Here is a 1,412-nt window from a genome sequence, read left to right as displayed (position 1 = left end):
ATGGTGCTGGAAGGTTTGAGCGCCGGGAGTCGCATGCTCGAATTGAAGAACGATTCGGGCACCATCGAGACCCTGGAAGGCAGCATGTCCATCCGCGCCAAGGTGGTGAAAAACACCAATCCGGATTTTGCGCTGACGCCGGGAACGCAGGTCTTGAGCCGCAAGGGAGGGATTTTTTCCTTTTTCGGCGACAAATGGGATCAGGCCCAGGATCTCTACCGGATGTTGCCGGGTTCCAGTGCGGTTTCAAGCGAACGCAACGCCCTGATCATCACTCCGGCCGAACTGTACGTTCTCGGATTTGGCCTTGATCGCAACGTGATCCCGCGTTCGGAACTGGATGCGGCCATTGCCGCCGCCGAGGCGCGTTTCGCGCTTTACGGCGGAACTTCCGAAGATATCGCGGCGGTCTCCAGCCTGAAGAGCCGGGTGGTCGACCGGGGCATATACATGGCTGTCCAGCACTATAAGGACAGATCCAAGGTCGCCGCCTATCTTGAATCCATAACCCGGGATGAGGTCACGGGTCTTGAAAGCGGCGCAAATATCGCGGCCGCCGTCAACGTGGATATCGAGGCAGAATCTTTGAGCAATCATGTCAGCCGGATCTCCACTGCCACCGGCGACATATCCATCGTTGCCGATTCCTTTGAAAACGCAGGTCAGGATATCTTTGAACATCGGACTATTGAATGGGCCCGGGCGCATGCCAACGAGCACCAAAGTCCGCGACTGGTTGTGGAAGGGCGTGGAACGGAGGTGGTCAGGACCGCAATCGACCATGCCTACGGCACCATAAGCGCGGGTGGCAGGGTTTTGATCAGCGCGGACCATGCCATGAACGGCATTTCGGAAAATTCGGGGATGGCCTCCGGAGGGATCGGGTCCATATCCTATGACGGCGGCATCGGTTCAAGCGGCAGCGTCATCGCCCCGCCCAGGCCGGAGAGCCTGGATCAAAGTGTGGCCCATCTTGACGACCTGATCGGCTTTCTGCCGAGGGACGGCCTGTTCATCGTCAACACGACTCCCGGCCACCGCTATCTCATCGAAACCAATCCGGCCCTGACCAGCATGGCCCTGTTTTATGGGTCCGACTATTTCCTGCGCCAAACGGGCATTGATCTGAGCAAGACGCGGCAGCAGCTTTTAGGCGACGCCTTCCATGAAACCCGGCTGGTGCGCGAGCAGATTTTCGCCCTCACGGGGGGGCGTTTTCTTTCGGAGTCCCTGTCGGGCGACGCAGAGCAGATGCTCGCGCTCATGGACAACGCCATCGCCGCCCGGGAAGAATTGAATCTGAGCGTTGGCGTGGCCCTGAGCGCGGAACAGGTCGCGGCCCTGGCCTCGGACATCGTCTGGCTCGAAACCCGCGTGGTGGAAGGGCATGAGGTGCTGGTTCCCGTTGTCTA

The 1,412-nt window shown here is 59.4% G+C and carries 1 pseudogene; it reads left to right on the top strand.

Annotated elements, in window-relative coordinates:
• Positions 1-33: 33 nt before the first annotated feature.
• A pseudogene (locus tag H4684_RS20480) lies at positions 34-1,412 on the top strand (S-layer family protein); the annotation flags it as partial.

This window comes from Desulfomicrobium macestii (assembly GCF_014873765.1).
Classification (GTDB): domain Bacteria; phylum Desulfobacterota; class Desulfovibrionia; order Desulfovibrionales; family Desulfomicrobiaceae; genus Desulfomicrobium; species Desulfomicrobium macestii.
The sequence above is the reverse complement of the archived record's forward strand: the minus strand, read 5'-3'. Positions and strand labels throughout refer to the sequence as shown.